The 23640-nt window shown below is 69.6% G+C and carries 29 protein-coding genes; 12 read left to right on the top strand and 17 right to left on the bottom strand.

From position 1 onward, the window contains the following. Nucleotides 1-4: 4 nt before the first annotated feature. Nucleotides 5-724, bottom strand: coding sequence for a selenium cofactor biosynthesis protein YqeC (gene yqeC / locus NKG96_RS02410; protein WP_254536864.1), 720 nt, complete (start codon nucleotides 722-724; stop codon nucleotides 5-7). An 80-nt stretch (nucleotides 725-804) separates the two neighbouring features. On the opposite strand from yqeC, the gene NKG96_RS02405 reads away from it, so the two are divergent. Then, nucleotides 805-1395, top strand: coding sequence for a class I SAM-dependent methyltransferase (locus NKG96_RS02405; protein WP_254536863.1), 591 nt, complete (start codon nucleotides 805-807; stop codon nucleotides 1393-1395). Between the two features lie 42 nt (nucleotides 1396-1437). Here the strand turns inward: NKG96_RS02405 and NKG96_RS02400 are convergent, their stop codons facing one another. The 4 genes from NKG96_RS02400 to NKG96_RS02385 all read right to left on the bottom strand — a co-directional run bounded on the left by NKG96_RS02400 (nucleotide 1438) and on the right by NKG96_RS02385 (nucleotide 4812). Further along, nucleotides 1438-2028, bottom strand: a complete 591-nt coding sequence (locus tag NKG96_RS02400) for a 50S ribosomal protein L15e (protein ID WP_254536862.1) — start codon at nucleotides 2026-2028, stop codon at nucleotides 1438-1440. Between the two features lie 151 nt (nucleotides 2029-2179). After that, nucleotides 2180-3436 (bottom strand): trans-sulfuration enzyme family protein, encoded by a 1257-nt coding sequence (locus NKG96_RS02395; protein ID WP_254536861.1) that lies wholly within the window; start codon nucleotides 3434-3436, stop codon nucleotides 2180-2182. 110 nt (nucleotides 3437-3546) lie between these two features. Further along, nucleotides 3547-4005 carry a DoxX family membrane protein gene (locus tag NKG96_RS02390; protein ID WP_368409272.1) on the bottom strand — a complete coding sequence of 153 codons (459 nt, stop codon included), beginning with the start codon at nucleotides 4003-4005 and terminating at the stop codon, nucleotides 3547-3549. A 93-nt stretch (nucleotides 4006-4098) separates the two neighbouring features. Beyond that, entirely contained in the window at nucleotides 4099-4812 is a 714-nt protein-coding gene (locus NKG96_RS02385; RefSeq protein WP_254536860.1) for a DICT sensory domain-containing protein, read from the bottom strand. A 210-nt stretch (nucleotides 4813-5022) separates the two neighbouring features. Here NKG96_RS02385 and NKG96_RS02380 point away from each other — a divergent pair, with 210 nt between their 5' ends. Further along, nucleotides 5023-6873 (top strand): ABC transporter ATP-binding protein, encoded by a 1851-nt coding sequence (locus tag NKG96_RS02380; RefSeq protein ID WP_438267415.1) that lies wholly within the window; start codon nucleotides 5023-5025, stop codon nucleotides 6871-6873. A 9-nt stretch (nucleotides 6874-6882) separates the two neighbouring features. On the opposite strand, the gene NKG96_RS02375 is transcribed toward NKG96_RS02380, so the two are convergent. From NKG96_RS02375 to NKG96_RS02365, 3 genes are all read right to left on the bottom strand, one after another. Then, the gene (locus NKG96_RS02375) at nucleotides 6883-7314 is read right to left on the bottom strand and encodes a DUF63 family protein (protein WP_254536858.1); all 432 of its coding nucleotides are present in this window, start codon (nucleotides 7312-7314) and stop codon (nucleotides 6883-6885) included. A gap of 479 nt (nucleotides 7315-7793) precedes the next feature. Next, nucleotides 7794-8648 (bottom strand): SDR family oxidoreductase, encoded by an 855-nt coding sequence (locus tag NKG96_RS02370; RefSeq protein WP_254536857.1) that lies wholly within the window; start codon nucleotides 8646-8648, stop codon nucleotides 7794-7796. Between the two features lie 67 nt (nucleotides 8649-8715). Next, a complete protein-coding gene (locus NKG96_RS02365) occupies nucleotides 8716-9621 on the bottom strand; it encodes a serine/threonine-protein kinase RIO2 (RefSeq protein ID WP_254536856.1) in 906 nt (301 codons plus the stop codon). Nucleotides 9622-9782: 161 nt separating this feature from the next. On the opposite strand from NKG96_RS02365, the gene NKG96_RS02360 reads away from it, so the two are divergent. Next, complete coding sequence (locus NKG96_RS02360) at nucleotides 9783-9977, top strand: cupredoxin domain-containing protein (protein ID WP_254536855.1); 195 nt, start codon at nucleotides 9783-9785, stop codon at nucleotides 9975-9977. A gap of 1 nt (nucleotide 9978) precedes the next feature. Here the strand turns inward: NKG96_RS02360 and yciH are convergent, their stop codons facing one another. The 3 genes from yciH to NKG96_RS02345 all read right to left on the bottom strand — a co-directional run bounded on the left by yciH (nucleotide 9979) and on the right by NKG96_RS02345 (nucleotide 11938). After that, a complete protein-coding gene (yciH, locus tag NKG96_RS02355; RefSeq protein WP_254536854.1) occupies nucleotides 9979-10278 on the bottom strand; it encodes a stress response translation initiation inhibitor YciH in 300 nt (99 codons plus the stop codon). Between the two features lie 62 nt (nucleotides 10279-10340). Next, entirely contained in the window at nucleotides 10341-10925 is a 585-nt protein-coding gene (locus NKG96_RS02350; RefSeq protein WP_254536853.1) for a PaaI family thioesterase, read from the bottom strand. A gap of 56 nt (nucleotides 10926-10981) precedes the next feature. Then, complete coding sequence (locus tag NKG96_RS02345) at nucleotides 10982-11938, bottom strand: ring-cleaving dioxygenase (RefSeq protein WP_254536852.1); 957 nt, start codon at nucleotides 11936-11938, stop codon at nucleotides 10982-10984. 149 nt (nucleotides 11939-12087) lie between these two features. Between NKG96_RS02345 and NKG96_RS02340 the strand changes: the two genes are divergently transcribed. Then, nucleotides 12088-12687: a DJ-1/PfpI family protein gene (locus NKG96_RS02340; protein WP_254536851.1), complete on the top strand. Its 600-nt coding sequence runs from the start codon at nucleotides 12088-12090 to the stop codon at nucleotides 12685-12687. A gap of 313 nt (nucleotides 12688-13000) precedes the next feature. Continuing rightward, complete coding sequence (locus NKG96_RS02335) at nucleotides 13001-13999, top strand: DUF7351 domain-containing protein (protein WP_254536850.1); 999 nt, start codon at nucleotides 13001-13003, stop codon at nucleotides 13997-13999. Nucleotides 14000-14122: 123 nt separating this feature from the next. Here NKG96_RS02335 and psmA read toward each other — a convergent pair whose 3' ends face one another. The 3 genes from psmA to NKG96_RS02320 form a co-directional block, all read right to left on the bottom strand. After that, entirely contained in the window at nucleotides 14123-14830 is a 708-nt protein-coding gene (gene psmA / locus NKG96_RS02330) for an archaeal proteasome endopeptidase complex subunit alpha (RefSeq protein ID WP_254536849.1), read from the bottom strand. Then, nucleotides 14827-15447: an Ntn hydrolase family protein gene (locus NKG96_RS02325; protein ID WP_254536848.1), complete on the bottom strand. Its 621-nt coding sequence runs from the start codon at nucleotides 15445-15447 to the stop codon at nucleotides 14827-14829. The genes psmA and NKG96_RS02325 overlap by 4 nt, the downstream gene beginning before the upstream one ends. A 70-nt stretch (nucleotides 15448-15517) precedes the next feature. Then, the gene (locus tag NKG96_RS02320; RefSeq protein ID WP_254536847.1) at nucleotides 15518-15742 is read right to left on the bottom strand and encodes a heavy-metal-associated domain-containing protein; all 225 of its coding nucleotides are present in this window, start codon (nucleotides 15740-15742) and stop codon (nucleotides 15518-15520) included. 91 nt (nucleotides 15743-15833) lie between these two features. On the opposite strand from NKG96_RS02320, the gene NKG96_RS02315 reads away from it, so the two are divergent. Beyond that, nucleotides 15834-16670, top strand: coding sequence for a lipoate--protein ligase family protein (locus NKG96_RS02315; RefSeq protein WP_254536846.1), 837 nt, complete (start codon nucleotides 15834-15836; stop codon nucleotides 16668-16670). Between the two features lie 15 nt (nucleotides 16671-16685). Here NKG96_RS02315 and NKG96_RS02310 read toward each other — a convergent pair whose 3' ends face one another. Beyond that, nucleotides 16686-17246 (bottom strand): peroxiredoxin, encoded by a 561-nt coding sequence (locus NKG96_RS02310; protein ID WP_254536845.1) that lies wholly within the window; start codon nucleotides 17244-17246, stop codon nucleotides 16686-16688. A gap of 106 nt (nucleotides 17247-17352) precedes the next feature. Between NKG96_RS02310 and NKG96_RS02305 the strand changes: the two genes are divergently transcribed. From NKG96_RS02305 to NKG96_RS02295, 3 genes are all read left to right on the top strand, one after another. Next, nucleotides 17353-18186: a deoxyribonuclease IV gene (locus NKG96_RS02305; RefSeq protein ID WP_254536844.1), complete on the top strand. Its 834-nt coding sequence runs from the start codon at nucleotides 17353-17355 to the stop codon at nucleotides 18184-18186. A gap of 52 nt (nucleotides 18187-18238) precedes the next feature. Next, nucleotides 18239-19039 (top strand): class I SAM-dependent methyltransferase, encoded by an 801-nt coding sequence (locus NKG96_RS02300; RefSeq protein ID WP_254536843.1) that lies wholly within the window; start codon nucleotides 18239-18241, stop codon nucleotides 19037-19039. Between the two features lie 75 nt (nucleotides 19040-19114). Continuing rightward, nucleotides 19115-20194, top strand: coding sequence for an aminopeptidase (locus tag NKG96_RS02295; RefSeq protein ID WP_254536842.1), 1080 nt, complete (start codon nucleotides 19115-19117; stop codon nucleotides 20192-20194). A 282-nt stretch (nucleotides 20195-20476) separates the two neighbouring features. Here NKG96_RS02295 and NKG96_RS02290 read toward each other — a convergent pair whose 3' ends face one another. Both NKG96_RS02290 and NKG96_RS02285 read right to left on the bottom strand, forming a co-directional pair. Further along, a complete protein-coding gene (locus NKG96_RS02290; protein ID WP_254536841.1) occupies nucleotides 20477-20686 on the bottom strand; it encodes a hypothetical protein in 210 nt (69 codons plus the stop codon). 175 nt (nucleotides 20687-20861) lie between these two features. Further along, nucleotides 20862-21515 (bottom strand): DUF7095 family protein, encoded by a 654-nt coding sequence (locus NKG96_RS02285; RefSeq protein ID WP_254536840.1) that lies wholly within the window; start codon nucleotides 21513-21515, stop codon nucleotides 20862-20864. 88 nt (nucleotides 21516-21603) lie between these two features. Here NKG96_RS02285 and NKG96_RS02280 point away from each other — a divergent pair, with 88 nt between their 5' ends. The 3 genes from NKG96_RS02280 (at nucleotide 21604) to NKG96_RS02270 (ending at nucleotide 23636) form a co-directional block, all read left to right on the top strand. Further along, nucleotides 21604-22047: a hypothetical protein gene (locus tag NKG96_RS02280; RefSeq protein WP_254536839.1), complete on the top strand. Its 444-nt coding sequence runs from the start codon at nucleotides 21604-21606 to the stop codon at nucleotides 22045-22047. 76 nt (nucleotides 22048-22123) lie between these two features. After that, nucleotides 22124-23101, top strand: coding sequence for a tRNA 2-thiolation protein NcsA (ncsA, locus tag NKG96_RS02275; RefSeq protein ID WP_254536838.1), 978 nt, complete (start codon nucleotides 22124-22126; stop codon nucleotides 23099-23101). A gap of 67 nt (nucleotides 23102-23168) precedes the next feature. Next, nucleotides 23169-23636: an SRPBCC domain-containing protein gene (locus tag NKG96_RS02270; RefSeq protein ID WP_254536837.1), complete on the top strand. Its 468-nt coding sequence runs from the start codon at nucleotides 23169-23171 to the stop codon at nucleotides 23634-23636. The last annotated feature ends 4 nt before the right edge of the window (nucleotides 23637-23640 follow it).

Raw genomic sequence — 23640 nt, 5'->3', positions numbered from 1 at the left:
GTTCTCAGACGGTCCTGACGACCTCGCCGTGCGAGGTGAGCGCGACGTGCGGGACGTGGAACTCCTCTGCCAGCAGGTCGTGGATGCCGTGGGCGATGCGGCGGGCGGTCACCAGCAGGTCCCCGTCGTCCACCTTGTTCAGGACGGGGACCACCGTCGCGTCCCGCGGGACGCCCTTCAGCCCCCCGCGGGCGTGTGCGAGCACCTGCGCGACGTGCTCCGGTTCGACGGTGTCGCCCGTCGAGAGGCCCGTGAGGTCCGCGACCCGTTCGGGCCGGTGGACGAACTCCTCGGAGAGGGGCTTCCCGACGACGTGGACGCTGGCGACGGGGAGGACGGTGTCGGCGTGCTCGGGGATGCGGGGTTCGTCCTCGCCGGGGGCCTTGAACTCCCGCGTTCGGGCGCCGTCGGCCTTCACGAGGACGGGACCGGGCGCGTGGGCGGACAGGTCGTCCACCACCTCGGGGTCGTACCCCCGGTAGCGGTCGTCCTCGCGTTCGGGGACGAGACCGAGTGGCCACTCGCCGTTCCCGTCGAGTTCGCCGACCGGGTCGTCGGTCACGACGACCCGCGAAACCTGTTCGTCGAAGAGGGGGATGCGAACCGTGGCGGTGAGGACGGCGCGCTCGGCCGCGTTCGCGAGGGCGTACAGCGTCGTCTTCTTCCCGCCCGCGCCGACGACGCACGTGAGGCCGTCGGCGTACAGCGCCTCGATGAGGTCCATGTCGCCGCCTCGCCCGCCGCGGGTTTCACTCCTGCGACGGGGCGTCGGGTTTATCCCGCGGAGTCGTCTCGAACGGGAGTGTGACCGAAGACCCGCGCTTCGAGTGGTGGAACGACCGGTACGCGGCCGACGACACGCCGTGGAGCGTGGGCCGCCCGCAACCGGCCGTCGTGCGCCTCGTCGAGACGGGAGCCGTCGAGGGGCGCGTCCTCGACGTCGGGTGCGGCCGGGGAGAACACGCCCGGTATCTGGGCGAGCGAGGACACCCCGTGGTGGGGATAGACGGCTCGGAGCGGGCGATCGAGCAGGCGCGGGCGGCGACCGACGCGGCGGACGTCACGTTCCGCGTCGCGGACGTCCTCGCCCTGCCCGCCGACCTCGGCCGGTTCGACACGGTCCTCGACTGCGGCCTGTTCCACGTCTTCGCCGACACCGACACGCGACGGCGCTACGCCGACTCGCTGGCGGGAGTGGTCGATGCGGGCGGTCGCGTCCACGTCCTCGCGTTCGCCGAGGGCGCGCCGGAGGACTGGGGACCCACGCCGGTCCCCCGCGGGGGGTTCGCGGCGGCGTTCGAGGACGGGTGGGCGGTCCGGGGGGTCTCGGAGACAGTCTACGAGTCGGCGGGCGGCGAGGTGCCGGCGTTCGTCGCACGGGTCGAGCGCGTCTGAAGCGGTCGCTGGTCGAGAGAGAAACGGGAGAGTCGAGTCGGGTTACTTGCCGCGGTTGCGGTTCGAGTTGACCGAGGGACGGACCTTCTCGGCACCCTTGCCGCGGTTCCGCAGGCCACGGCCCTTGAGGCCGGCCCCGGTCTTGCCGCGGAACGCGCGACCCCTCTGGGAGTCGTCACAGATCCAGTTGAGGTCGTCGTCGTTCTGGATGGCGGGGTGCTCGGGGTCGAGGAGGATCACCTCGAACCACTTCTGCGAGCCGTCCTCGCCGACCCAGTAGCTGTTGAGGACGCGCAGGTTGCGGTAGCGGCGCTGGGAGCGCTCCTCGGCGATGCGCTGGAGGTTCTTGCGCCGCGTGATCTTGTTGACCCCCTGGCGCTTCGACCGGCGGCCGGCCTTGAAGCGCTGTTTGCGGGCCCCGCCCTTGCGGACGGAGACGCGGGCGACGACGACGCCCTGCTTCGCCTTGTAGCCCAGCGTGCGGGCCTTGTCGAGGCGAGTGGGGCGCTCGACGCGTTCGATGGCGCCCTGGTCGCGCCACTCCTGCTGTCGCTGCCACTGGAGCTCGGCGAGTTTCCCCTCCTTCGGGGACTCCCACGCCTCGCGGATGTGCGAGTAGAAACTTCGTGCCATTGTGTAATCACCGACGGGCGTTGCGTGGTTCAACCCGGCGTCCTCCGGACGCGAGTCACATCCCGACCTGCCGAGGCAGGTGCCCACTGGTGCCCGTCCGCCCAGCGAGTTGTCCCTACTACCTAGCTGGGCTACTTAGGGACTTCGAAGGTCACGCCGACTGTGATTCGGTGGCACGGCCGACGGCGGCGAAGCCGCGTTCGAGGTCCGCAATCAGGTCGTCGACGTGTTCGACGCCCACGCTCACCCGGAGGAGGGTGTCCGTGATGCCCACCGCCTCGCGTTCGGCACGCGGCAGGGGTTCGTGGGTCATCGCCGCCGGGCACTCGATGAGGCTCTCGACGCCGCCGAGACTCACGGCGAGCGTGAACTCCTCCAGCGCCCCGACGAACTCGACGACGTCGTCCATCTCCCCGGCGAGTTCGAACGAGAGGACGCCCCCGAAGCCCGTCATCTGCTCGCGGGCGAGGTCGTACTGCGGGTGGGAGTCGAGGCCGGGGTAGCGCACCCGCTCGACGCTCGGGTGGTCCGCGAGGAACTCGGCGACTGCGGTGGCGTTGGCCTCGTGCTGGCGCATCCTGAGGGGGAACGTCTTCAGCCCCCGCAACTGGAGGTAGCTGTCGAACGGCGCGAGGGCGTTGCCGAGCGCCACCTGCTGGTGGAAGGCGAGGGTCTCGGCCAGCGAGTCGTCGTCCGTGACGACGCACCCGCCCACGCTGTCGGAGTGGCCGTTGAGATACTTCGTCGTGCTGTGGGCGACGACGTCCGCGCCGAGCGCCAGCGGTTGCTGGAAGTACGGACTCACGAACGTGTTGTCCACGCCGAGGAGCGCGCCGCCCTCGTGGGCGACGTCCGCGATGGCCGCGACGTCGCACAGACGGAGCAGGGGGTTCGTCGGCGTCTCCATCCAGACGAAGCGCGTCTCCTCGCGCATCGCCCGTTCGACGTTCTCGACGTCGGTGGCGTCCACGAACGAGACGGACACGTCGAGTCGGCGCTCGAAGAGGTCCTCCAGCAGACGGCGCGTGCCCGCGTACAGGTCGTCGAAGGCGACGACGTGGTCGCCCGGTTCCACGACGGAGAGCAGGACGGTGGTGATGGCCGCCGTCCCCGAGGCGAAGGCGAAACCGTGCGTGCCGCCTTCGAGGGCCGCGAGCCGCTGTTCGAGGGCGTGGCGCGTCGGGTTCGACAGGCGCGCGTAGAGGAACTGGCCCGCGTCCGGGTCGGCGTCGTCCAGTCCCATCGAGGGGTCGAGGCGGGGGAGGGCGTACGTCGAGGCGAGATGGACCGGCGAGACCACGTCGCCGTACTGCGCACCCCGGCGACTCCCCGCCGCGGGCGAGTCAGGGTAGGGCTTCTCGCCGTGGCTGACCGCGAGCGTCTCGATGTGCGAGCGGGACTCGTCCATACCTCACTCAGACCGGAGTCGGGGAAAATCATTTCGGAAATTCGATAATTTGTCGGCGGGCGAATATTACCGGAAGGAATCGGGTTCCGGATCGCTGGATTCGGGGTCGGTCAGTCCTCGTCGTCCCAGCCCACGAACGCGAGCGCGGCGCCGAGCATGGCGAGGTTCTTCAGGAAGTGGTTCTTCTCGGACTGCTTCGACTCCTCGTCGGCGTTCCAGAAGTCGTGCATCGTCGGCGTCGTCACGGCGAGGAACGTCGCCAGCGCGCCCGCGAGGAACTTCGGCGCGCGCCAGAAGACGACGCCGAGGCCGCCGACGAGGAGCATCCCGCCGGTGAACGGAACCATCTTCCCGGGCTTCGGGACGTCCTTCGCGTCCGCGTACCCGGCCATCTGCTGGAGGTTCGAGAGCTGCGTGTAGCCGTTGTACGCGAGGACGCCGCCGAACAGCAGGCGGGCGACCAGTGGGGGCTTCCGCCGGCCCGTCCGCTCCTCACCCTCGTCCGTCGCGACGTCGACGTCGCCGATGTCGTCGAGGCGCTCGGCTGACTGGCTGGACTGGTCGCTCACTGTCGCTCACCTGCAGAATTCGGTGCCATACGCTCCCGGACTCGTGGGGAGGGTTTAGTCGTTGGCGAGGCGGTCGATAGTGCCGGCGACGGGTCAGTCGAGTCGGGTGACGGCCTCGACGGCCCGGTCGACCGTCATCGGGTCGTACGTCCAGAAGCCGAAGAACGCCCCCGGGGTGCGTTCCTCGGCCGCCAGCGCACACGAGTTCGACCCCGTCGGGTCGTCGAAGACGAGGAACCACGTGTCCGTGACCTCGGGGGTCGTCGAGGGGTGGAACGTGATGCCCTCGGTGAGCGGCGGATCGCGGTCCGCCTCGCCGTAGACGTGGATGTCGATGCCCGTCCGCGCGAGGTGGCGGTACACCTCCCGTTGCGCGTCGAGCACCGAGAACCGCTGGAACCCGGCGTACAGCGTCCCCTCGGCCGTGCGCCACGCCCGGTCTTCTATCTCGCGGGAGGTCGCGAGCATCTGCCGGCGGTCGTACGACGAGAAGAGGGTGTCGTCCAGGTGGACGAGCAGGTCGCGGTAGTCACACCCCTCGAAGCCCGGGCGCCACGGCGCGTCCGTCGCCGGGGCCGCGAGCGAGCGCGCCGCGCCGGCGCAGATGCGTGCCAGGATGATGTTCCCGTCGGTCAGCAGTATCTCGGCGTCCTCGCCGTCCTCGACGGGTACGTGTTCGACGGTGACGTTCTCCGTCGCGAAGTGTTCGGCGAGAGTCGCGGAGAGACCCGCCTCGTCCGACGGGGCGCGGACAGTGATCTCCCTGCGGCGACCCTCGACCTCACGAATCAGCTCTCGGAGTGTCATACGAGTGGTGGTGGCGGTGCCCCGCCGTCGTTCGCCGGGAGGTACGTCCCCCGGGACATTAAGGTCCCGTCTCGGGGGGACAGAAACCCCCCGCGAACGTCAAGTAGCGCGGTCGCTTACCTCACGTGAATGCACGGGCCGGGCGGCGGCCGGTTCCACGGCGGGTGGACCGACGCCGCAGACGACGGGGAGGGGACGTCGAACGACCCGGTGGGCCGGTTGTTCGGGCGGTACGCGGCGGACGAACTGTGGCTGTTCGTCGTCGGCGTCCTCGCCAGCATCCTCGGGCGGGGCGTGAGCCTCGTCCCTCCCCTCGTGTTGGGCGTGGCCATCGACGCCGTGTTCAACGGCACGACGCCGTACCGCCTCCCCCTCGTCCCCCCCGAACTCCTGCCGACGGACCGCGTCGCGCAGGTGTGGCTCTCGGTCGGTCTCGTCCTCGGGGCGTTCGTCCTCGGCGTCGTCTTCACGTGGACGCAGGGCGCGACGCTCTCGCTGTTCTCGAACCGCGTCCAGCACGCCATCCGCGTCGACGCCTACCGGGCGATGCAGGGCCTCGACATGGCGTTCTTCGACGACAAGCAGACCGGGCAGGTCATGTCCATCCTCAACGACGACGTGCGCAACCTACGGACGTTCCTCGGGTCGACAGTGAGCAACGCGCTCACCCTCGTCGTCACCGTCGTCGGCATCGCGGGCGTGCTGTTCTGGCTGAACTGGCAACTCGCGCTCGTCACCCTCGTCGCTGTCCCCCTCCTCACGGCGTTCACCGTCTGGTTCATGCGGACCATCCGCCCTCGCTACCGCGCGCTCCGCTCCAGCGTCGGGGCGCTGAACACCAGACTGGAGAACAACATCAGCGGGATGGAGGTCATCAAGACCTCGCACACCGAGGCCCACGAGGAGGCGCGCATCCGGGAGGCCTCCTTCGACTACTACCTCCGGACGTGGGCCGTCGCCCGCCTGGAGTACCTCTATCAGCCGACGATGGAACTGCTGGCAGGGGTCGCCTTCGCCGCCACCTTCGCGCTGGGGGGCTACTGGCTCGTCGCCGGGCCGCCGGGTCCCTTCTCGGGGACCCTCCTCGTCGGGGAGTTCGTCACCTTCCTGTTCATGACCCAGCGGTTCATCGACCCGCTCTCGGGGGCGGGGCGCATCGTCGCCTCCTACGAGGACGCCCGCGCCTCCGCCGAACGCGTCGTCTCCTTCCTCGACCGGGAGGTGGTGGTCCGCGACCGGGAGGGCGCGGTGGTCCCCGACCGCATCGAGGGCCGCGTGGAGTACGAGGACGTCACCTTCGGCTACCGCGAGGACCTCCCCGTGGTCCGCGACCTCTCGCTGTCGGTCGCCCCCGGTGAAACCGTCGCGTTCGTCGGCCCGACGGGCGCGGGGAAGTCGACCGCCGCGAAACTCCTCTTGCGCCTCTACGAGGTCGACGCCGGGATCATCCGGGTGGACGGCCTCGACGTGCGCGACGTTGCGGTCGACAGCCTCCGGGACGCCATCGGCTACGTCTCGCAGGACGTGTTCCTCTTCGACGGCACCGTCCGGGAGAACGTCGCCTACGGGAGTTTCGACGCCACGGACGAGGAGATAGCGGACGCGGCCCGCGCCGCGGAGGCCCACAAGTTCATCGAAGACCTGCCCGACGGCTACGACACCCGCGTCGGCGAACGCGGCGTGAAACTCTCCGGCGGTCAGCGACAACGGGTCGCCATCGCCCGCGCGATGTTACAGGACCCCGAGATTCTGGTGCTCGACGAGGCGACCAGCGCCGTCGACACCGAGACGGAGGTGCTCATCCAGCGCGGACTGGCCCGCCTGACCGAAGACCGGACCACCCTCGTCATCGCCCACCGCCTCTCGACGATCAAGGACGCCGACTGCATCTACGTCGTCGACGAGGGCCGCATCGTGGAGTCGGGGAGTCACGACGACCTGCTCGCCCTCGACGGCCTGTACGCCACGCTCTGGACGATTCAGGCGGGCGAACGGGCCGCCGAGGCGCTGTTCGCCCGCCGCGCGCGGACCGACGGCGACGGAGAGGAAGACGGTCCGTGACCCGCCCTGTCAGACCGCGAGGAACCGCAGGAGGTTGCTTGCCCCCGGGAGGAAGCCGACGCTCCCGGCGACGAACAGGAGCGCTCGTCCGACCGCGGGCGACTCCTCCAGTTCCGGACGGACGAGCGAGACCAGCACGAGCGCGAGGCCGAGTTTCACGAGGACGAACAGCCACCCCGTTCCGAGCACTGGCGCAACGGGCAGGTCGCCCGCGAACGCGAGGACGGCCCGCGAGGCGGCCACCCGCTCGGTGAAGGAGAGCACGTCGACGGCTACGAGCGTCGAGAGGCCGTCGAGCGTCTGCCCGAACACGACGAACAGGCCGAGACACCCGCTCGCGGTGAGCGACGGCCGGTAGCGCCGGAGGGCCACCCAGACGCCCGCGCTCGTGGCGACGGCGGCGACGAGGACGACGGCCGGCCAGACGAACGGGGACAGCATCGACCGGGAGGTGGGACGGAGGTCGCATAAACGGACCACCGGGTTGGTGCGAGGGGCGTCCGTCCGCTCCCGACGACGGAGAGATACCCCCTCCGAGACAGTCACGAACTCGATTGATATCGCGGCTCGTGGTTTATCGGCGGCAGTCGGTGACGCTCCCGCGAAAACCGTGGTCAGACGCTAGCGCTCCAGAAGACGTCATTTCGGAAGTTTCCGAGGAGAGATGTGTCGAACTCGCCGTGTGGTCCGGAGGCGAGGCCCACCGTTCGGCGTTCGAGGCGCTCGCTGTGCTCGCCCTGCTCGCGGTTCTCGGGCTCTTCGAGCCCCCCGAACCGCGCTCTTCTCACGGCTCACTCCGGTTGCCGTTCGTGTCTTCGAGCTTCTCGTCCCCTTCCGGTCGCTCCGAACCGCGCCTTACTCACGGTTCGCTTCGCTCACCGTTCGTCATTCGAGGCGCTCGCTGGCGCTCGCGCCTCGCACTACTCGTACGTCAGGGTGTACCCCCCGTCCCACAGGAGGTCCCCGCCGTCGAGGTACTTCCCGTTCTCCGAGAAGGCGAAGGTAAACAGGTTCGCCACCTCGGCGGGCGTCATCATCTCCTTGACGCGGGCCTGCCCGAGCATCACGTCCTCGACTACTTCCTCCTCCGAGATGCCGCGCTCCTGTGCGGTGTCGGCGATCTGGTTCGTCACGAGAGGCGTCTTCACGTAGGCGGTGGAGACGGTGAACGCGCGGACCTTCCCCTCGCCCTCGGCGGCGATGGACTGCGTGAGACCCCGGAGGCCGAACTTCGCCATGTTGTACGCCACCTTGTCCTTCGTCACGTAGTGGCCGTGGATGGAACACATGTTCCCGACCGCGCCGACGCCGTCCTCGCTGTCGCGGATGTGGGGCAGACAGCGCTTGGTGAGGTAGAGGGGCGCGCGGAGCATCGCGTCGTGCATCAGGTCGTACTGCTCCATCGGGAAGTCCTCGATGGGCGCGACGTGTTGCAGGCCCGCGATATTGACGAGGAACTTGATGTCGCCGAGCGAGGCGGCCTCCTCGACGATGGCGTCCATGTCCTCGTCGCTGGTCAGGTCGCCCTCGACGGTGTGGACGCCCTCGATACCGAGGTCATCGGCCTTCTCGGCGGTCGCTTCGAGGCCCTCTTCGTCGATGTCGGTGGCGAGAGCGGTGAGGCCGTTCTCGGCCATCCCGAGGGCGACGGCCTGCCCGATGCCCGACCCGCCGCCGGTGACGAGGGCGACGTTGTCGCGCGTGAAGTAGGGGTCGTCGAGCGTCAGGAAGTCCTCGCGGGCGAGCGTCGGCGCTTCGGTGAGGTCGTCGGTCATGTTCGTCCGAACCTACCTCCGAGGGGCCGATAAGCCTAGGTGCGCGCCGCACGGGACAGTCCGCGGGTCAGAGGAACGCGCGGACCGACTCGAACTCCCCGTCACGGATTGCCGTCGCGAGGGCGGCAAGGTCCGGGTCGTCGACCTGCTGAGGGTACTTGCGCTCGAAGTAGCGCAGGAGGTTCTCCAGGTCGCGGTCCAGCAGTTCGTCGGCGTTCTCGTGGTCCGTGGCGACGGCCTGGGGCCAGTCGAACACGGTGACGCCGTCGGTGTCCACCGAGACGTTGTACTCGCTCATGTCGGCGTGGACGTAGCCCGCGCGGTACGCGCCGTCCACCTCGTCGAGGACGAGGTCGAGGACGCCCACCACCTGCCTGTCGTCCAGTCCCGCCTTCGAGAGTTCGACGCCGCCCAACTGTTCCATGACGATGGCGTGGCGGTTCTGGTCGATGGGCCGGGGGACCCGGACGTCGGGATAGAGCGCTTCCAGCACCTCGTACTCCCGTTCTGCGGCCTTCCGAGCCGTGTAGAACCACGAGACGTGCTGGTTGTCGGCGGTGTACTCCCGTTCCTTCCTGACTTCCCGGAAGTTGGTGTAGCCCTCGCGGTGGAACTTCAGCGCCAGCGGCTTGTACGAGCGCACCTCGTAGACGTCGCTCTCCTTGCCCACCCCGAGGGGCGCGCCGAACCCCTCGATGGTGTCGCGTTCGGCGAACGTCCGCAGGGCGAGGGCGTCGTACCCCTCGAAGGTGAGCCGGAAGCCCTGATACTGGATGGTCTTGCGCTCGACCAGGCCGCGGTCCTCACACCGGTCCAGTCGGTAGTCGACCTCCTCACCGTCGAGGCGAGCGAACTCGGTCAGGCGGTCGCGGTCGACCCACCGCGAGAACCGCATCCCGTGTTCCAGCCCGGAGAGCAGATAGAAGTCCTCGGGTTCGAGTTCGCGGAAGAACTCCGCGACGTTCCGCACCATACCCCCGATTCACGGTCAGCGAGTAAAAGCCCCGCGTGTCGGCCGGATAAACCACCGAGCGCGATACGAAATGCTCGGATTCGGGAGAGTCGTCTCCCGGAGACGACCGGCCGGCGCGCGGCGGGCCAACGGCTATCGGGCAGGCGGACCAACGGGGTGACATGAGCGAGACAGTTCCTGAGCCGGTCCGCGCGTTCGCCGACGGCGTCCTGAGCGCCGAGGAGGGCGAGACCTACGAACAGACGTTCGACGGCGAGACCGTCGGCGTCCCGGCGCGGTTCGACCGCGAGTCGCCGGTCGCTCGCTGGCGCTTCGACGGACGACTGGCCGTCACCGTCCACCGGGCGGGCGAGTGAGTCAGTCGACCTGAAAGCCCTCCTCGCGGAGGACGTCGGGGAGGCGGGCGGCGTGGTCTCCCTGCAGTTCGATGTGCCCGCCGTCGACGGTGCCGCCGGTCGCGAGGCGGCGTTTCAGCGTCGACGCGAGTTCCCGGAGGTCGACGCTGTCGTCTTCGAACCCCTCGACGATGGTCATGGGCTTGCCGTAGCGGCGCGACTCGACGCGGACCGTGAGGTGCTGTTCCGCGCGAGCGAGGTCGTCCCCGATGCCGAGGTCGTCCGGGAGGCCGGTGACGTCACTGAAGTCCTTTTTTGCCACGGCCGTGCTAGCCGCCCGGACGAGATAACCTTGCCGCGGGTTCCCACGGCGGAGGCCGGGGGTTATCGTCCCGCCGCGCCCTCCCCGCGCAGGGTCATACAGGTACTGGAGAGGCGGGCGACCAGACGGCCCTCCTCGTCGTGGACGTCGCACTCGACGAGGCCGATGGTCCGCCCCCCGGAGACGACCCGTCCGGTCGCCTCCAGTCGCGCGTCCCACACGGGCCGGAGGTAGTTGACGTCGAGTTCGAGCGTGGTGAACGACTCCTCGGGGCCGAGGGTGCTCGCGTAGGCGACTCCCATCGCCGCGTCGCCCACGTCACAGAGGATGCCGCCGTGGAGCGTCCCCATCGGGTTGGCGTGTTCGGGGCCCGCCTCGAACGTGACCAGCGACTCGCCGTCGCCCATCGACTCGATGTCGAAGCCGACGAGTGCCGCTACCGGGGGGCGGGGCACGTCCGAGTCGGTGGCCCGGTCTTCCGGGTCGGCCTCGCGGAACCCGCCCGCCTGCGTGAACGCGACGGACTCCTCCTGTTCGACCCGGTCGAGGGTCGCCGCCCGGACGAACGCCTCGGGGTCGTCGGCGACGTCGGTCAGACGGTCGTACTCCTCGGCGGAGAGGGACAGTTCGACGGTGTGGTCGGTCATGCGAGTGAGTCCGCCCGGGGCGTAATAGCTCCCCGGGACGGGCGACCCGGGCGGCGTCAGTCGTCCGTCGAGAGTGGCTGGAGGGCGGCTTCTATCTGCGAGCGCATCGACTCGAACTTCGGGGGGAGGACGAGCGACGACCCCAGTTCGTCGAGAGGTTCGTCGACCGTGTAGCCCGGTTCGTGGGTCGCGAGTTCGAACAGGACACCACCGGTGTTCGCCTCGCGCGTGCCGCCGCGGAAGTACACCGAGTGGAACCACTCGCGGTCGATGACGGGCGTCGGCTGGAAGCCGAGGTCCGTCAGGGAGTCGCGCCACGCCGCCTGGTCCTCGTCCGTGGGAGTCCGGAACGCGACGTGGTGGACCGTGCCGTAGCCCTGCGTCCCCTCCCTGTCGGTGGGCACGAGGTCCACGACCGCTCCGAGGTCGCCCGAGGACTCGAAGCGCGTTCGGTCGTCCGCCGCCTCGCCGTCCACCTCGGTGTAGCCCATGGTCCGCAGGAGTTCGGCCGTCGGACCCACGTCGCGGACGGCGAGGGCGACACCGTGGAACCCCCGAATCGCGGCCTCCTCGGGCACCGACTCGGTCCACGGCACGCCCGCGTCCGGACCCTCGACGAGTTCGAGGGGCAGGCCGTCCGGGTCGCGGAACGGGAGGACGCGCTCCCCGAACCGTTTCACCGGCGCGTCGTGGTCCACGCCCTGTTCCTCGAAACGGTCGAGCCAGAAGTCGAGCGACCCCTCGGGGACGCGGAACGCGGTGGTGCTCACCTGCCCGGCACCGACCCGTCCCGACTGCATCCCCTCCCACGGGAAGAACGTCATGCTCGACCCCGGCGACCCCTCGGCGTCCGCGTAGAACAGGTGGTAGGTGGTCGGGTCGTCCTGGTTGACGCTCCGCTTGACCAGCCTGAGACCGAGCGTGTCGGTGTAGAACTCGTAGTTCTCCTGCGGGTCGCCCGCGATGCAAGTGACGTGGTGGATGCCCGGAATCGGCGGTGGCGTACTCGTCATACCCCGCCTACGCCCTCGCGGTACTTCAGTCGGCGCGGACACGCGGGTCAGGTGGTGACGCGCGTGTCACCGCTCGCGACTCACGACTCGTGACTCGTGGACCCCCGCGGACGCGACCAGCTAAGCCCTCCCCCCGCCAAGCGCCGCCCATGACGGAAACCGACGTCCAGATAGTGCTCTACGAGGGGTTCGACGAACTCGACGCCGTCGGCCCGTTCGAGGTGTTCGCCAACGCCGCCCGGTATGGAGCCGACCTGACCGTCTCGCTCGTGACGCTCGAACCGCGGGAGACGGTGACCGCGAGTCACGGCCTCCGCGTCGGCGTCGACGGGGTCCTCGACGACCCGGACCTCCTCGTCGTCCCCGGCGGCGGGTGGAACGACCGGAGTTCGGCCGGCGCGTGGTCGGAGGTCGAACGCGGCGACCTGCCAGAGGCGGCCGCCCGCGCCCACGAGGAGGGCGCTACCGTCGCCTCCGTCTGCACCGGGGGCATGATTCTCGCGCACGGCGGCGTCCTCGACGGCCGTCCCGCCGTCACCCACCACGGCGCGCTCGACGACCTGCGCGAGTTCGACGTGGAGGTCAGGGAGGACCGGGTCGTGGACGACGACGACGTGGTCACCGCCGGCGGCGTCACGTCGGGTATCGACCTCGCCCTGCACCTCGTGGAGCGACTGGTCGACCGGGAGACGGCGGAGCGAATCGCGACGGAGATGGAGTTCGAGATTCGGAACGACCGGAGGGTGTGAGAATCTCGGTGAGGCGAGCGGCGAAGCCGCGAGCGACGAGATTCGGAGCGAGTAGCGAGGCCTGACCAGCGGGAAGGCCTCGGAGAATCTGAACGGCGAACGGAGGGAGCCGTGAGGAGTAGCGCGGTTCGGAGTGAGCGCGAGCGAACGAGAACCGCGAGAATGCGAACGGTGACCCGTGCGGGAGCCGCGAGCGACGAGGTTCGGAAGCGAGTATCGAGGCCGAGTGGAGACCCCTCGGGAACCACGCCGAGTCCGTGCCCCACCCCACATCGGGGGACGGTTTATCCGACAGGACGGAATAAGAGGAGTCATGAGCGAACGAGCGGGGGGCGTCGCCGCCGAGTCCGGGGTCGACGTCGGGCCCGAAGACGCGGGGGGTGCCCTCCCCGACGAGGCGTCGGCCGTCGACCCCAGCGAGGCGTTCGCCCCCCTCGGCAACGAGACGCGGGTGCGCGTCCTCGCGGCCCTCCTCTCCCCCGAGGGCGAGGAGGGGGTTGGAAACGAGGTCGCACCGCGGACGCGGACCTTCTCGGAGCTATTCGAGGCGTCGGGGGCGGACACGACGGCCGGGTTCGCCTACCACCTCCGCCAACTCACCGACCACTACCTGCGGGAGGTCGAGGGCGGCTACACGTTCACCGACGCGGGCCTCCGGGTCGCCCGCGCCATCGTCTCCGGCGCGTACACCGACAGCGTGGACCGCGACCCGGTCCCGGTCGGCGACCCCTGTCCGTTCTGCGACGGGGAGACGCTCGTGGCCGGCGCGGCCGACAACACCGTCGCCGTCTCCTGTACCGCCTGCGAGCGCGACGTGCTCTCGCTGTCGTTCCCGCCCGGCGGCCACCGGAGCCACGACGACGACTCCCTCCCGGCGGCGTTCGACCGCCTCCACCGCCACCGCGTGGCGCTGATGACCCGGGGCAGTTGCCCGGAGTGTGGCGGCGCGAGCGACTCGCGCGTCGAGTACGCCCGGGAAGAAGGAGACGAGATGGACGACGACGCGGACCCGTCGCGGCCGGTCCGCCTCGAACTGGAGTGTGCGGCCTGCGGGTACGCGATGCGCTGTCCGGTGACGCTCGCCGTGCTCGACCATCCCGCCGTCGTCTCGTTCTACCACGATCACTCGGTCGACGTGCGCGAGCGACCCATCTGGAACGTCGGACCGGAGTGGACCGAGGGCGTCCTCTCGGACGACCCGTGGTGCGTCCGGGTGGCGACGGAACTCGACGGCGACGGACTCGAACTCCTCGTGGGGGCCGACGGGAGCGTCGTCGAGTACGAGGAGTACGCGGCGGGGACGGCGAGCTAGGAGGGACAGTCGCGTTCGAGAACGGGCGTCAGTCGGATGACCGCTCGATTCTTCCGAGGCTTCGCTACTCGACGTCTCGCTCCTCGCGGGTCGCTCAACTCCCCGCTCAGCGTTCCGCGGCTCTCACTCGCCGTGCTCGTTCGAGTCGCGCTCCTCGAACCCGTCCTCGGTGATGACGACGACGGCGATGCCCCCGAGGCCGTCGTCCTCCTCGTCCTCCGACTCGTCGTCGGTCAGCACGTCACGGGCGAGGGCGACGGCGTCCTCGATGCCCATCGCCTCGTCGTACTGCTCTTCGAGGTCGGACTGGATTCCCTCGCTACCCCCGCCGATGGCGGTGGCGCGCCACTCGATGGCGGTCCCCGAGGGGTCCGTCTCGAACAGGCGCGGCCCCTCCTCGCTGAAGCCGGCGATGAGGAGCGCCGCGCCGAACGGGCGCGTCCCGCCGGACTGGGTGTACTCCTGGATGTGTTCGCTGACCTCGGTGGTGAGCTGTTCGGTGGTGATGGGCTCGCCGTAGCGCAGGCGTTCGACCTGCGCCGCGCGGCGGGCCTGGTCGACCAGTTGGCGGGCGTCGGCGACGTGCCCGGCGCTGGCGACACCGTGGTGGTCGTCGACCTTGTGGAGCTTCTCGACGCTGCGGGGTTCGAGGAGTTTCGAGCGCACGCGGCGGGTGGCCGCGAGGACGACGCCGTCCTCGGTCCGGATGCCGACGCTCGGACTGCCCTGTTTGACCGCCTCGCGGGCGTACTCGACCTGGTAGAGTCGCCCGTCCGGCGAGAAGATGTTGCTGTTGCGGTCGTACGCCTGTCGGTCGCTGTTGCCCATCATTGTTGGAGAACCTCGTTCGCGTCGTCGTAGCTCTCGATGTCCACGCTGTCGGCGGTGAGACGCGCGACGGTGATACCGTTACCGGATGCGGTGTCGCGCTCGCTGGCGGCGGCGACGGCCTCGGCAGCCACCTCCACGCCCTCCGCGAGCGAGAGGTCCTCGCGGTAGAGGCGTTCGAGCGCGCCCGTCGCGACGGTCATCCCGCTCCCCGTCGCGCCGTAGGCGTCTTCGAGGACGCCGCCCGCGCCGTCCACCGAGAAGACACGGGGCGTTCCATCGCGTTCGACGCCGCCGAGGAGGGGGCTGGCGGGCTTGCCGCGGAGGAGGTTCCCCGCGAGTCGGGCGAGGGCGTCCATGCTCATCTCGCGCCCGCGGCGCGTCTCGTAGAGGTCCGCCTCGACGCGCAACTGTCGGATGAAGTCCTGTGCGCCGCCGACTGACCCGGACATCGTCACCGCCGCGCGGGGGTGGACCTGTTCGATCTTCACCGCGTTCTTGTTCGAGACGAACCGCCCGCCCAGCGAGGCGCGCCGGTCCGCCGCGAGGACGACACCGTCGGCCGTGGTGAGGCCGACCGTCGTCGTCCCGGTCTTGACGACCGTGTCCTCTGCGTCCATACCTCCAGTGCGAGTGCGCGTCGGATAAGTTCTCGCTAAAAGAGTCTTTAGCTGGTCGCGTGAGACCGACTCACGCGCTCTCGGGGTTGGCAGGCGTCGCCTCGTAGCCGGTGTGTTCGATGGCGGTCAGGAGGGTGGCCTCGTCGACGTGCTCGTCGACCGTGACCGCGACGGTCCGGGTGTGGAAGTCCGCGTCGACCGTCTCGACGCCGTCGACCCGCCGGAGGGCCGTCTCGACGCTCCGCTCACAGCCGGTACAGCCCATCCTCTCGACGCGGAAGGTGCGTTCGTCCATGCGTGAGGGAGGGGCCGAGCGACCAAAACGGGTACCTCGTCTCCCGCGCCCGCCCCACAACCGCTATCCGTGGCCGGGCGAATCGTCGGACATGGCGACGGACGACGCGGGAACCGCGGGACCACTCGCCGACCGGGAGTGGCGACTGGTCCGCGAGGAGTCGTTGCCGGGACCGATGTGCATGGCGCTGGACGCCGTCGCCGCCGAGACGGCCGCCGCGGGCGGGCCACGGACGGTCAGGGTCTACCAGTGGAACCCGAGCACCCTCTCGCTGGGCTACCGGAACGACCCCGCCGACATCGACTGGGAGTACTGCGACCGGGAGAGTATCGACGTGGTCCGGCGACCCACCGGCGGCGGCGGCATCTACCACGACACCCGCGGCGACATCTCCTACTCGACCATCGCCCCCGCCGCCGAGTTGCCGGGCGACCTGATGGAGACGTACGAACTGCTCTGTCGGCCCCTGTTCGACGCCTGCGCCGCGATGGGCGTCTCCGCCGGGTTCGCCGAGGAGTCGTACCCCGAACTGTACCACCCCGCCTGCTACCTGCGGGAACTCCACCCCGCCCACGACGTGGTCTACCGGGGCCGGAAGCTCTCGGGAAACGCCCAGTACCGCCGCCGGGACAGCGTCATCCAGCACGGGTCACTCACCTACTCGGCGACGCCCGAGCGGACCCTCGGCTGTTTCGTCGACCCCGGTCTCACGCCCGCGGAGGTCCGCGAACGCGTGACGGGCATCGACGAACACGGCGAGGTCACCCGCGGGGAGGCCGTCGCGGCGCTGGAGGAGGCGCTCGCGGCGTGGGCCGGCGCCGAGGAGGGGACCTGGACCGACGCCGAACTGGAGCGGGCCGAGGAGATCGCGACCGGGAAGTTCGGCAGCGAGGCGTGGAACCGCGACAGGGTCGACCCACTCGACTGACGCGAGAGGGTCGAGTCAGTCGGTCTCCCAGGCGGCCCGGAACGCCGCGTGGTCGTCATCGGTGGGCGAGTCGCCGAACTCCCGTTCGATGGCCGCGCGCAGTTCGGCCATGTCCGGTCGGTCGAGCGTCGGGTCGAGGGCGTGGTCGCCGAGCCACACGTGTCGCACCGTCCGGTCGGTGCCAACGAGGAACGTCGAACGGCGGGACCGGGCGAACACCCCGAAGGTGCGGTAGTCGACGTCGAAGGCACGCGCCATCGCGAGGTCCGTGTCCGCGAACAGCGGGAAGGAGAGCCCGAGGTGGTCGATGAACTTCCGGTGGGTGCCGACGCGCGAGCGACTCACGCCGACGACCTGCACCGCGCCGTCGACGGCGAACCACTCGTAGTCCCGGAACGCACACCACTCCCTCGTGCAGTCCGGGCTGAAGTCGTTCGTGTAGAACGCCAGCAGCACCGGCCCGTCGGCGAGCAACGCCGTCAGCGCCGTCTCCTCGACCGGCCCGTCGGGCCGGACGAGCGACCCCGAGACGTCGGGGGCCCGCTCCCCCACCGCGAGTCCGTCCGCATCAGTCATGTGTTCGATAACGTATCAGTGGTACAAATACCCCCCTCGGAAATCGGGACCCGATACGCGGCCCGGGCTTCGAAGTCCCTTTGAGCGCCTGTCGCCAGCCTCCGGTATGCTACGCGTCGGAGCACACGTGTCCATCGCCGGCGGCATCGACAACGCCGTCGGGAACGAACGCGCCGTCGGCGGGAACTGCGGGCAGATATTCACCCACTCGCCGCAGGTCTGGCAGGACCCGAACGTCGGCGACGAGGAGGCCGAGGCGTTCCGCGAGACGACGGCGGAACACCTCGACGGCCCGTGGGTCGTCCACACCTCCTACCTCGTCAACCTCTGTACGCCGAAGGAGGACCTCCGCGCGAAGTCCCTCGATTCGATGCAGAAGGAGGTCGACGCCGCCGACAAACTCGGCATCGAGTTCGTCAACGTCCACCTCGGGGCGCACACCGGCGCGGGCGTCGAGGCCGGCCTCGACAACGCCGTGAGCGTCCTCGACGAGTTGTCGATTCCCGAGGGCGTCACCGTCCTCATCGAGTCCGACGCCGGCAGCGGGACGAAACTCGGCGGCGACTTCGAACACCTCGCGTACGTCCTCGAAGAGAGCGACCAGGACCTCGACGTCTGTGTGGACACTGCCCACACCTTCGCCGCGGGCTACGACCTCTCGACGGCGAAGGGCGTGAAGGACACCGTCGAGGAGTTCGACGACGTGGTCGGACTGGAGCACCTGCGCTGTATCCACCTCAACGACTCCAAGCACGCCTGCGGGACGAACAAGGACGAACACGCCCACATCGGCGAGGGCGAGATCGGGGTCGAGGGGATGGAGACGCTCCTCAACCACCCCGAACTGGCGGACGTTCCGCTGGTGCTGGAGACGCCCACCGAGGACGGCAAGAGCTTCGAGTGGAACATCGAGCGGGTTCGCCAACTCCGCGAGGAGTGACCGCGGCGGCCGACCGCACCCGTTTTCACGCCCCGCGTCCCATCGAGGGCAGATGCGACGCTTCTCCGCCGAGTACCTGCGCGACACCCGCCGCGGGATGTGGGCCGAGGGCGAGCGGGCGGCCCTCGAACCGCTCTCGCTCCCCGACCGCGAGGTAATCGTGGACGTGGGCTGTGGGACGGGCGAACTGTCGGTGGTGCTGGCGGCGGAGGCGAGCGAGGCCCGCGTGGTCGGCGTCGACCGCGACCCGGACCTTCTGGGGGAAGTGCCCGCCCCCGTCGAACCCGTCCGGGGGGACGCGCTCTCGCTGCCCGTGCGCGACGGGACGGCGGACCTCGTGGTCTGTCAGGCACTCCTGGTGAACCTGCCGGACCCGACGGCGGCGATTCGGGAGTTCGCGCGCGCCTCCGCGGACCTCGTTGCCGTCGTCGAACCCGACAACGCGGCGGTCACCGTCGAGTCTACCGTCGAGGCGGAGGAGCGTCTGGCCGCGCGCGCACGCGACCACTACCTCGACGGGGTGGCGACCGACGTGGGCCTCGGCGCGGTGCCCGACCGGTTCGAGGCGGCGGGGCTGGTGGACGTCGAGACGGCCCGCTACGACTTCGCCCGGACCGTCGAACCGCCCTACACGGAGGCGGACGTGGCGGCCGCCCGTCGGAAGGTCAGCGGGTCGCGACTGGCCGACCAGCGCGAGGTGTTGACCGCGGGCGAGTTGGACGCGGAGGCCTACGACGCCCTCCGGGAGGAGTGGAAGGCGATGGGTCGCGAGGTGGCCGAGGCGATGGCCGAGGGGACCTACCGACGGCGCGAGGTGGTGCCCTTCTTCGTCACCGTCGGGCGGGGGGCCTGACCCCCGAACCTGTAACTTGGCGGACCGAACGACGCTTCTGAAAACCGTTATCTGACGCCCGCCGAACCGTCGGGTATGGACCCCCGAATCCGGGAGCACGCCGAAGTCGTCGTCGACCACTCCACGCGCGTCGAAGCGGGAGACAACGTCGTCATCAACGGGTCGCCGCAGGCCGAGGACCTCGTCGTCGCCATCGCGGAACTGTGCGGCGAGCGGGGTGCGGTCATCGACACGGCCCTCGGGAGCGACCGCGTCCAGCGAGCGTACAGTCGCGCCATCGACGAGGACGACGTCACCCTCAACGAGATGGCTCGGGCCCGCTACGAGCAGGCGGACGTGCTCATCAACGTCCGGGCGAACCGCAACGTCAACGAGGCGAGCGACGTGCCGCCCGCGAAGACGGCCGCGATGGGGCGGGCCAACAAACCCATCCAAGACATCGTGATGGACAAGCGCTGGAATGCCACGCAGTTCCCCGCGCCCGGCGACGCCCAGAACGCCGAGATGAGCACCGAGGCGTACGCCGACTTCGTCTTCAGCGCCGTCAACAAGGACTGGGACGCCGTCCGCGAGCATCAGGACCAACTCGTCGAACTGCTCGACGGGGCCGACGAGGTCCACGTCGTCTCCGGCGAGACGACGGACGTGACGATGTCCATCGCGGGCAACGTCGTCCAGAACGACTACGGCGAACACAACATGCCCGGCGGCGAGGTGTTCACCGCGCCCGTCCCCGACAGCGTCGAGGGCGAGGTGCTGTTCGACAAGCCCGTGATGGTCCAGGGCCGGGAGGTCCTCGACGTGCGCCTCGTCTTCGAGGACGGCGAGGTGGTCGAGCACGAGGCGGCCAAGAACGAGGAGGTGCTCACTTCCCTCCTGGAGACCGACGACGGTGCACGTCGACTCGGCGAACTCGGCATCGGGATGAACCGCGACATCGACCGGTTCACCTACAACATGCTGTTCGACGAGAAGATGGGCGACACCGTCCACATGGCCATCGGGATGGCCTACGGGGACACCGTCGGCGAGGACAACGAGCGCAACGACTCGGCGGTTCACACGGACATGATCGTGGACATGAGCGAGGACTCGTTCATCGAGGTCGACGGCGAGCGAATTCAGGAGGACGGGACGTTCGTGTTCGAGGAGTAGGGAGGTTCTCGCTTCGCTTGAACCTCCGAACTTCCGAGCGGCGAAGCCGCGAGGAGAGCGAGGACTGAGCGAGCACAGCGAGCGAAGTCCTCGGAGACCGAACGGTGAATCGTGCGGGACGGCGAAGCCGTCCCGCTGGAAACCGGCGGCTAGCGGCCGCCGGTGACGCAGTGAACCGCGAGGAGAGCGAGACCGAGTGAAACGAGCCCTCGAAGCGGAGCGGAGAACCGGAGTGACCCGCGGAGTAGCGCGGGTCGGAGCGAAGCGAGAACCGCTATCGGGTCAGGCCGGCGGGCGGAAGCTGTCTTCCTCCCCCCCTCCGCCACCTTCTCCGCCCTCCCCACCTCCGCCACCCTCTCCACCTTCTCCGCCACCCTCTCCGCCACCTTCCCCCTCGCCGGGACCGGCACATCCGGCGAGGGCGGCCAGTCCGACGCCGGCGGCGGTAGTCAGGAGCGTCCGTCGGTCGATGACGTCGCGTCGTCGGGTCATACACCACGGGTGACACTCCCACCACGCATCAACGTACGGCCTGCTCGGGCGGGAATTTGGGTGAGACTCTAGTCCGACTTCGGAAAAACGGTATTCGAACGTGATACCTACCCGCACCCGGGGGGTGAGACCGCGACCGGAACCGCATCCATCCCCTCCGTCGGGTCGTCACAGGTCAGACGACGTCCCCTCGGACCGAGGGTCCCTGCTGGCGCTCCCGGAACTCCCTGACCGCCGCCGCCGCCGTCTCCGCTTCCTCCGTGTCCATCCCGAGCATCCCGAGCGCGTCCGACAGCGTCGGGAAGACGAGGTCACCCTCGCGGAGTTTCTCGAAGGCCTCCTCGCTGCGGGTGCCGTCCACCCAGAGGCAGACCCCGCGCGGGTCGAGGATCTGCTCGTAGTTCTCCCGGGCGCGGGCACCCTTCAACCGCTGGGTGACGTTGTTCTCGAAGCCCGTGTTGCACACCTCGAGGTGGACCGGTTCGTCGTCGCCCAGTAGGTGGGCGGCGAGGCACTTCTCGGGGGCGGCGTGGCCGCTGTGGTTCGCTCGGAGGAACTCGGGGTGTTCGTCGGCCCACTGGGCGCTGACCGTCTTGCCGACGCCCTGCACGCCGTGTGACTCGACGAACTCCTCCTCCCGGTCGCCGTCGCGACCGAACAGGAGGTCCTTCGTCAGGTAGACGTCGAGGCGGCTGACGGGGTCGAGACCGAGGGCGACGTCGCCGTACACCCACACCTCACGGACGGGAACCGGCATCGGTCCCGCCTCGACCGCCTCGACGAGTCGCTCGACCCGGTCGACGGCCGCCGCACGGGAGAACTCGTTCATCGTCGGGCGTAGACCGCCGACGCGAAAAACCGTTTCTCACCCGCCCGGTAGCCGGGAGGGATATGAGCGCCCTTTCCTACGGACCCCCATGGCCGGAACGGTCGTGCTATATCAGGGGCAGAGCGCGCTGCTCGCGGGGTTCGCGGGCCTGTTCGCGCTCGCCACCGCGGAGTTGCTCGCCGCGATGGTGGTGGCGGCCGTCGCCTCGTCGGCGAGCGACCGGACGGGGGTGCGCGTCCTCCCGGAACGGTTCCGCGCCGCCCGCGACCGGTTCGCCCCGCGGCCGCTCGACGCCTTCCTCGCCGCCGGCCTCGCGCTCGTCGCAGTCGAACTGCTGCGGTCGCGAACCGCCGTGGCCGTCACGCTGGCGGTCCTCTGTCTGGGTACGTTCGGCGTTGCCGCCGTCCTCTTCGGGACGTTCTCCGAGGATGGGGTCGACGACTGCCAAGGGACCGAGAGCTGTGAGGGAGGTTGCGGGGACGGGACGGACGAGGGAGCCTCCGGCGTGGCGACGCCGTCGACGGGCGACTGACGACCGGCGACTCCCACGATACGCCTCGCCCGCGCCGAGGTGGAAGCGTTAACCCGGTCGACCCGAAACGCTCCCCATGGACTGCGACAAGTGCGGCGACGAGGCGGTGATGCACGCCGCGTACTCGGGGCTGCACCTCTGTGAGTCACACTTCTGTCGCTCCGTCGAGAAGCGGGTGCGCCGGCGCATCCGCGAGGACCACCTGCTGTCGGACGACGCCACGCCGGAGGACCCGGAGACGTGGGTCGTCGGCCTCTCCGGGGGGAAAGACAGCGTCGTCCTCACCCACCTCCTCCACGAGACGTTCGCCCACGACCCCCGAATCGAACTGGTCGCGCTGACCATCCACGAGGGTATCGAGGGCTACCGCGACGAGTCGGTCGCCGCCTGCCTCGAACTCACCGGGTCGATGGACCTCCGTCACGAGGTGGTCAGCTACGAGGAGGAGTTCGACCTCCGGATGGACGACGTGGCCCGCGACGACCCCGAGGGGATGGCCCCCTGTGCGTACTGCGGTGTCTTCCGTCGAGACCTCCTCTCGAAGTACGCCGAGGAGTTCGGCGCGGACAAACTCCTGACGGGCCACAACCTGGACGACGAGGCGCAGACCGCGCTGATGAACATCCTCGACGGGGACGTCCGACAGGTCGCCAAGCACTTCGACGCCTCGCTGGGCGACTTCGAGGAGCGCGGGACCGACCACGACGAGACGTTCGTCCCGCGGGCGAAACCCCTCCGGGACGTCCCCGAGAAGGAAGTCGCTCTCTACGCCCACCTCCGTGACCTCCCTGCCCACATCACCGAGTGCCCGCACGCGAGCGAGGCCTACCGCGGCGAGATTCAGGAACTCCTCCTGAAGTTAGAGGAGAACCACCCCGGAACGCGCCACTCGGTCATGGCCGGCTACGAGGAGCTGGCGGGTATCGTCGCCGACCGGTACCGGGGCGAAGAGGGCGACGGCCCGGACCTGCGCGAGTGCGAGCGCTGTGGCGCGGCGACCACGGGCGAGGTCTGTCGCAAGTGCCAGCTGGTCGAATCGATTCACGCGGCCTGACTCGACTGCGACTCGCTCGCAGCGACCACGGCGGAGTTATCCCCTCGGGCGACCATCCGACCCGCAGATGAGACGGATAGAGACGAGCATCGACATCGACGCTCCACCCCGAGTAGTGTGGGACGTGCTGACCGACTTCGCCGCCTACTCCGAGTGGAACCCTTTCATGACCGTCGAGGGGGAGCCACGCGAGGGTGAGCGGTTGGCCGTCCGCCTGACCCCGCCGGGCGCGCGGGCGACGACGTTCCGTCCGACGGTCCTCGTCGCCGACGGGAGCGAACTCCGCTGGCGGGGTGACCTCCTCGTTCCGGGCCTGTACGACGGGGAACACTCGTTCGCGCTGGAGAGACGCGACGACGGCACTACCCGCCTCCGCCACGACGAGGTGTTTTCCGGGGTGCTCGTCGGCCTCATCAACCGACGAGTCGGTCCCGCCGTCGAACGGGGGTTCTGGGCGATGAACGCGGCGCTCAAGGAGCGAGTCGAGGGAGCACGTCTTACGCCCGACGACGGCGTGCGGAACAGTACCAGATAGCGAC

It is taken from the genome of Halomarina litorea (assembly GCF_024227715.1).
GTDB lineage: Archaea > Halobacteriota > Halobacteria > Halobacteriales > Haloarculaceae > Halomarina > Halomarina litorea.
Note: the sequence above shows the minus strand (reverse complement) of the source record. Positions and strands in the feature narration are given on the sequence as shown.